5 protein-coding genes and 1 pseudogene are annotated in these 5,791 nt (G+C 48.7%); 3 read left to right on the top strand and 3 right to left on the bottom strand.

Annotated elements, in window-relative coordinates:
* The 3 genes from mtnA to RTW80_RS22045 all read left to right on the top strand — a co-directional run.
* Positions 1 to 929: S-methyl-5-thioribose-1-phosphate isomerase (gene mtnA / locus RTW80_RS22055; protein WP_312720184.1), on the top strand; the 929-nt coding region annotated here is incomplete at its 5' end.
* A gap of 30 nt (positions 930 to 959) precedes the next feature.
* The gene (locus RTW80_RS22050) at positions 960 to 1,601 is read left to right on the top strand and encodes an L-fuculose-phosphate aldolase (RefSeq protein ID WP_000439686.1); all 642 of its coding nucleotides are present in this window, start codon (positions 960 to 962) and stop codon (positions 1,599 to 1,601) included.
* Positions 1,602 to 1,704: 103 nt separating this feature from the next.
* Positions 1,705 to 2,709 carry a GRP family sugar transporter gene (locus tag RTW80_RS22045; protein ID WP_000471144.1) on the top strand — a complete coding sequence of 335 codons (1,005 nt, stop codon included), beginning with the start codon at positions 1,705 to 1,707 and terminating at the stop codon, positions 2,707 to 2,709.
* Between the two features lie 40 nt (positions 2,710 to 2,749).
* Here the strand turns inward: RTW80_RS22045 and RTW80_RS22040 are convergent, their stop codons facing one another.
* The 3 genes and pseudogenes from RTW80_RS22040 to RTW80_RS22030 form a co-directional block, all read right to left on the bottom strand.
* Positions 2,750 to 3,736, bottom strand: a complete 987-nt coding sequence (locus RTW80_RS22040; protein WP_000373366.1) for a sugar-binding transcriptional regulator — start codon at positions 3,734 to 3,736, stop codon at positions 2,750 to 2,752.
* A 346-nt stretch (positions 3,737 to 4,082) separates the two neighbouring features.
* Positions 4,083 to 5,432, bottom strand: a complete 1,350-nt coding sequence (locus RTW80_RS22035; protein ID WP_001128363.1) for a GntP family permease — start codon at positions 5,430 to 5,432, stop codon at positions 4,083 to 4,085.
* 106 nt (positions 5,433 to 5,538) lie between these two features.
* A pseudogene (locus RTW80_RS22030) lies at positions 5,539 to 5,791 on the bottom strand (YjhG/YagF family D-xylonate dehydratase); the annotation flags it as partial.

Below are 5,791 nucleotides of genomic sequence, written 5' to 3'. Positions count from 1 at the left end.
CCTATGGCATCGCGCTGGGAATGAATCACGATGCCAGTGACATGGGTCTGCAGCGTTACTATGACCTTCTTATCAAAACCCGACCAACGGCAATTAATCTCAAATGGGCCCTCGACAGGATGATAGACACACTGAAGGATCTCTGTGTATCAGAGCGCAAGGATGTGGCTTGGGCGCTGGCGGCAGAAATTGCCGAGGAAGATGTCGCGTTGTGTGAACAAATTGGATTACATGGTACAGAAGTCATCCGCGAAATAGCCCAGAAAAAACCGGCCGGGAGTGTGGTCAATATCCTGACACATTGTAACGCAGGCTGGCTGGCGACTGTAGACTGGGGAACCGCGCTTTCTCCCATCTACAAAGCGCATGAAAACGGAATCCCTGTTCACGTCTGGGTGGATGAAACGCGGCCACGTAATCAGGGCGGACTCACGGCATTTGAACTGGGCTCACACGGTATTCCTCACACCCTGATCGCCGACAACGCGGGTGGCCACCTGATGCAACACGGTGACGTTGATCTCTGCATTGTTGGGACCGATCGAACCACGGCCAGAGGGGATGTCTGTAATAAAATTGGTACCTATCTTAAGGCGCTGGCGGCCCATGATAACCATGTTCCCTTCTACGTCGCGTTACCTTCTCCCACTATTGACTGGACTATCGAGGACGGAAAAAGCATTCCGATTGAGCAACGTGACGGAAAAGAGCAGTCCCATGTCTATGGGATAAACCCTCAGGGAGAATTGAGCTGGGTCAATACCGCCCCTGAAGGAACCCGTTGTGGGAACTACGCTTTCGACGTCACGCCTGCCCGATACATTACCGGCTTCATTACTGAGCGGGGAGTCTGTGCTGCCAGTAAGTCAGCGCTGGCGGATATGTTTGCTGACCTGAAGAGTAAAGCACTCCAGGGGGAACAGCATTAAAACGGCGGCCATTGCTATTAAGGATCAGGAATGGAACGGATTAAGTTAGCAGAAAAAATCATTTCCACTTGTCGGGAAATGAATGCGTCAGGTCTTAATCAAGGAACATCAGGTAATGTGAGTGCCAGGTATACCGGTGGCATGTTGATTACGCCGAGTGGGATCGCTTATTCAAAGATGACGCCGGACATGATTGTCTTTGTAGACGATAAGGGAATACCTGAAGCGGGTAAAATACCATCAAGTGAATGGTTATTTCATCTGGCGTGTTATAAAGCCAGACCAGAATTGAATGCTGTCATACATACGCATGCGGTGAATTCCACGGCGGTGGCAATACATAATCATTCAATTCCGGCCATTCATTATATGGTGGCGGTATCGGGGACGGATCATATTCCCTGTATTCCCTATTATACCTTTGGCAGTCCTGAACTGGCCGACGGTGTATCTAAAGGAATCAGAGAAAGTAAGTCCTTGCTGATGCAGCACCACGGTATGCTGGCCATGGACGTCACGCTGGAAAAGACGTTGTGGCTGGCGGGTGAAACCGAGACGCTGGCTGATTTATACATCAAATGTGGCGGATTACATCACGATGTTCCCGTGCTGTCTGAAGCCGAAATGACCATCGTCCTTGAAAAATTCAAAACGTATGGTTTGAAAGCGTAATTACAGCTTTATTTTAATTAATAACATATGACAGCCATTCGCAGAATGGCTGCTATTCCCTCTGTCCACAACGATTGATTATAACTACCACAAGGAGTTATTTATGTTTATCGTGGAATCGTATGCTGTCGCCATAATAATGTGTTTTATTACCATGATTTGCTGGGGTTCATGGGCGAATACAACTAAACTTGTCAGCAATAAAAAATGGGAGTTCCCTCTATTCTATTGGGATTATTCAATTGGATTATTGCTGTGTTCTTTGTTATTTGCCTTCACGCTGGGTTCTATGGGCGAAGCCGGTCGCAGTTTTATACCTGATATTCAGCAGGCGAGCAGCAGTAGTCTGATGTCGGCAATACTGGCAGGGATTATCTTCAATATTTCCAATATTCTTCTGGTCGCTTCTATTAATCTTGCCGGTATGGCGGTAGCTTTTCCTGTGGGTGTGGGGCTGGCACTGGCTCTGGGTGTGATCACCACCTATATCGGCAATCCGCAGGGCGATCCGCTCATTCTGTTCCTCGGTGTCGCCTGCGTTGTGATCGCCATTATTTTTACCGCGATAGCCTATGGTCGTGTCACGCAGGAGGCGGATAAATCTCGCCGTAATAAAGGTCTCATTACTGCCATTCTGGCGGGTATCATCATGGGATGGTTTTTCCGCTTCTTGGCGGACTCCATGTCTGACAATTTCAGCCAGCCTGCCAGCGGTCTGATGACGCCTTACTCAGCACTTGTTCTGTTTGCCGTGGGGCTGTTCTTGTCGAACTTTGTCCTTAACACGCTGGTCATGAAAAAACCTATTTCAGGAGAACCGGTCAACGGGAAAATGTATTTTTCCGGGAGCTTACGGGATCATGTTTGCGGCTGGCTGGGCGGTATGATTTGGTGTGTCGGTCTGGCATTCAGTCTGATTGCGTCTGGTCAGGCGGGGTATGCTATTTCCTACGGTCTGGGACAGGGGGCCACAATGATTGCCGTGATCTGGGGAGTCTTCATCTGGAGAGAATTTGCCAGTGCGCCAGCCGGAACCAATAAACTGCTGCTGACCATGTTTATTTCATACATTGTGGGTATTGTTCTTATTATCGCCGCTAATCAATAAAATCCTGCCCCATATCCACATGGGGCAGTTGTTCATTCTTTTAGTGTGGTAATTCACACGCCAGCAAAAACTCTGCCGTTCCTTCATCAACAATCAGGTCCGTGACATATCCTCCCAGCAGGGCACCCAACGTTGCGTCATAGCCTCTTTCCCCACCAGCAAGGAAGATCTTCCGTTCAATCTGCCTTAGCTGAGCCAGACTGATTCCCAGAATACGCTGGTCAACATCAGCCACGACGGGCATCCCTTCCTTGTCATAGAAGCGACCACAAATGACACCTACTGCGCCTAAATCCCGATACGTCTGCATTTCCTTCTTATTCAGCACGCCCACCCGAATCAGGGGATTTTCATCAAGCGCGTTACCCACGACAAAAAAGGCTTTCGTACAGCGAGTCAGAACGTCAAAATTCGATCGAATAATAGGCTCTGCCTGTAACTCCATGGCCAGTCTGGCGCTTGATACCACGGCGGGCACGTGCAGCGAGGCGACACGGCCTGAAAGCTTGTAGGCGATTTGCGATGAGGATTCAATGATCGTCAGGTCTGGCTGAGATGGCATGGAACCGAGCATCTGTATAACGGTGACATTTTTACATGACTTCGGCGTCATGGTTTTGCTCATCTGATGGATTGTTCTTCCCCAGGCAACCCCCAGCACATCACCATTCTCAATCACCTGATTCAGATACATGCCACCGGCACGTGAAAGGCGAGTCCGCATCAGCTTTGTATCATCACGTTTTCCGGCATGTTCGCCATCCGGCACGATGATCACTCTCTGGAGATTGAATTTATCGCGAATTTGCAAAGCAGCGTCGATAGAGCCAAAGACATTCACATCCAGGTTGATATGAACCAGTCCATTTTCCCGGGCTGTTTGCAGGTATTTGACAACCGTGACGCGGGACACCCCCATGATAGCTGCAACTTCAGTCTGGCTTTTGCCTTCCTGATAGTACAGCCATGTTGCATGAAGTACGGGATCATCATTGAACAGGCTGCTGTTTGTTTGATCTCTATCCACTTTTGTATACCTGTATTAAACCGGGGAAATGCTCATCTTAACCCTGTTTACCCGGAGAGTTGATGCAGATTGCCAGTGGCATGATTTTATACAGATATTTTATTCTTTTACATGAAATAAACCAGCATACCATTTGAGCGATCGCCTGCTGTTCCCCCATACTGTAAAGTCGGAGACATGCTCCGGCTTTACAGTATTACTGAGAGTACACCCATCAAGCATAATCGACGGTTCAATATCGCCCCTTTTTGATCGCCAGCGATTCGTCACCGTGCAGACGGTTGCCGTCACTCACTAAATTATGGGGGACAGTGAACAACAGGTTGGCTCACTGGCAAGAACCCGATTATAAAACTAAGCTGGCGAGCAGAATAAAAATCAGCCCACTGATGGATAAGAGTGTGGACATCAACGTCCAGGATAACAGCGTTTCTTTGGTGGTCAGGCCAAAAAAGTCTTTAATCATCCAGAAACTGGCATCGTTAACGTGAGAACAAATACAGGATCCGGCACCGGTAGCCAGCGTAATCAAGGCCAGGTTGGTATTGGGATGTACTGCCAACAATGGGATGACCAGACCGGCGGTAGAGATCGCCGCGACGGTGGCTGAACCCAGACAAATACGCAGGAATGCGGCCACGCCCCAGGCCATCAAGATCGGGTTAATATCCATACCCGAAACCAGGGTGGAAATATACTGACCAACGCCAGAGTCGATGAGAACTTGCTTGAATGCACCACCACCACCGATAATCAGCAGCAGACCGGCAATACCCGCGATAGCTTTTCCGCAAGAATCCATCAGGTCAGGGATTGTTTTCCCGCGCCCCAGGCCCATGGTATAGATCGCGAACAGCAGTGAAATCAGCATGGCGATCGTCGAATTACCTAAGAACAGTATCACGTTGTAAAATAAGCCAGAATCCGCGGCACTTTTGGCATGAGTCATCTGGATGATGGTGACAACCGCCATCAGGATCACCGGCAGCATTGCCGTGAGAAAACTGATCCCAAAGCCTGGCATTTCGCTTTCGCTGAATCGGCGGGTCGCGCCGAGAGAGGCTATATTCCCCTCTTTTTTAAAGGCGTCCGGAATAATGCGCTGGCAGAATTTATTCAATACCGGGCCGCAAAGAATAAAGGTTGGAATGCCGACAATGATACCGTATATCAGTACCAATCCTACATCAGCGCCATATTCCCTGGCGATAACAGTCGGGCCGGGGTGCGGCGGCAAAAAACCGTGTGCGACCAGCAAACCAGAAAGCATCGGCACACACATAAACATCGGTGATATTTTTGCTTCACGGGCAATAGCGAATAAAATAGGTACCAGAAGAATTAAACCGACTTCGAAAAAAAGTGCGATACCGACAATAAACGCCGAACAGACCACTGCCCAGTCAAGTTTATTTTTCCCGAAATAATTCAGCATGGTCAGCGCTATTCGCTGCGCACCACCCGCATCGGCCAGCAAGCGACCGAGCATAACACCGAAGCCAAATATCAAACCAATATGGCCCAGCGTACCGCCAAGCCCGGATTCGACTGAGGTGACGACTTTACTCAAATCCATACCACTGGCGATGGCGACAGCAATCGAGACAATAATTAACGAAACAAACGTATTAAGCTTAATTTTTATGGTTAAAAGCAGGAGTAAAGCAATCCCTGCCACAACGATAATTAGTGGCATAACGTCCTCTCATAACAGGGTAGCGACCCATCATTATCCGACTGAGCAAATAACGAATGATGCAGAGTCGGATAATTCAGGTGTCTGGATGTTTTTATTTATGCTTTCAGTTTTTATTCATAAAATCGCGCAAAGCCGCGCCAATTTTGTTTACATCATAAATACAACCGGTCCATGTCCCGCCACTCACGGCCTGAAGCATTGCCCATAGCTGGGTATCATCTGGCAATTCAGGATCGGGAAGTAAATCCTGATGGCTGGGTCTGGCATTTAATATTGCAGTTGCCTCCTCCTGTGAAGGTAATTGTTCATCGCTACGGGTTCCGAGGAAATTGACTTCGCCGTGAAGCTCGCGACAA

This window comes from Escherichia sp. AM3 (assembly GCF_032029835.1).
Taxonomy (GTDB): Bacteria; Pseudomonadota; Gammaproteobacteria; order Enterobacterales; family Enterobacteriaceae; genus Escherichia; species Escherichia coli.
The sequence above is the reverse complement of the archived record's forward strand: the minus strand, read 5'-3'. Positions and strand labels throughout refer to the sequence as shown.

What these genes read in the sequence shown, in the direction of transcription:
- RTW80_RS22050 (WP_000439686.1), top strand. Translation starts at nt 960, where the DNA reads ATGGAACGGATTAAGTTAGCAGAAAAAATCATTTCCACTTGTCGGGAA.
- RTW80_RS22045 (WP_000471144.1), top strand. Translation starts at nt 1,705, where the DNA reads ATGTTTATCGTGGAATCGTATGCTGTCGCCATAATAATGTGTTTTATT.
- RTW80_RS22035 (WP_001128363.1), bottom strand. Translation starts at nt 5,432, where the DNA reads ATGCCACTAATTATCGTTGTGGCAGGGATTGCTTTACTCCTGCTTTTA.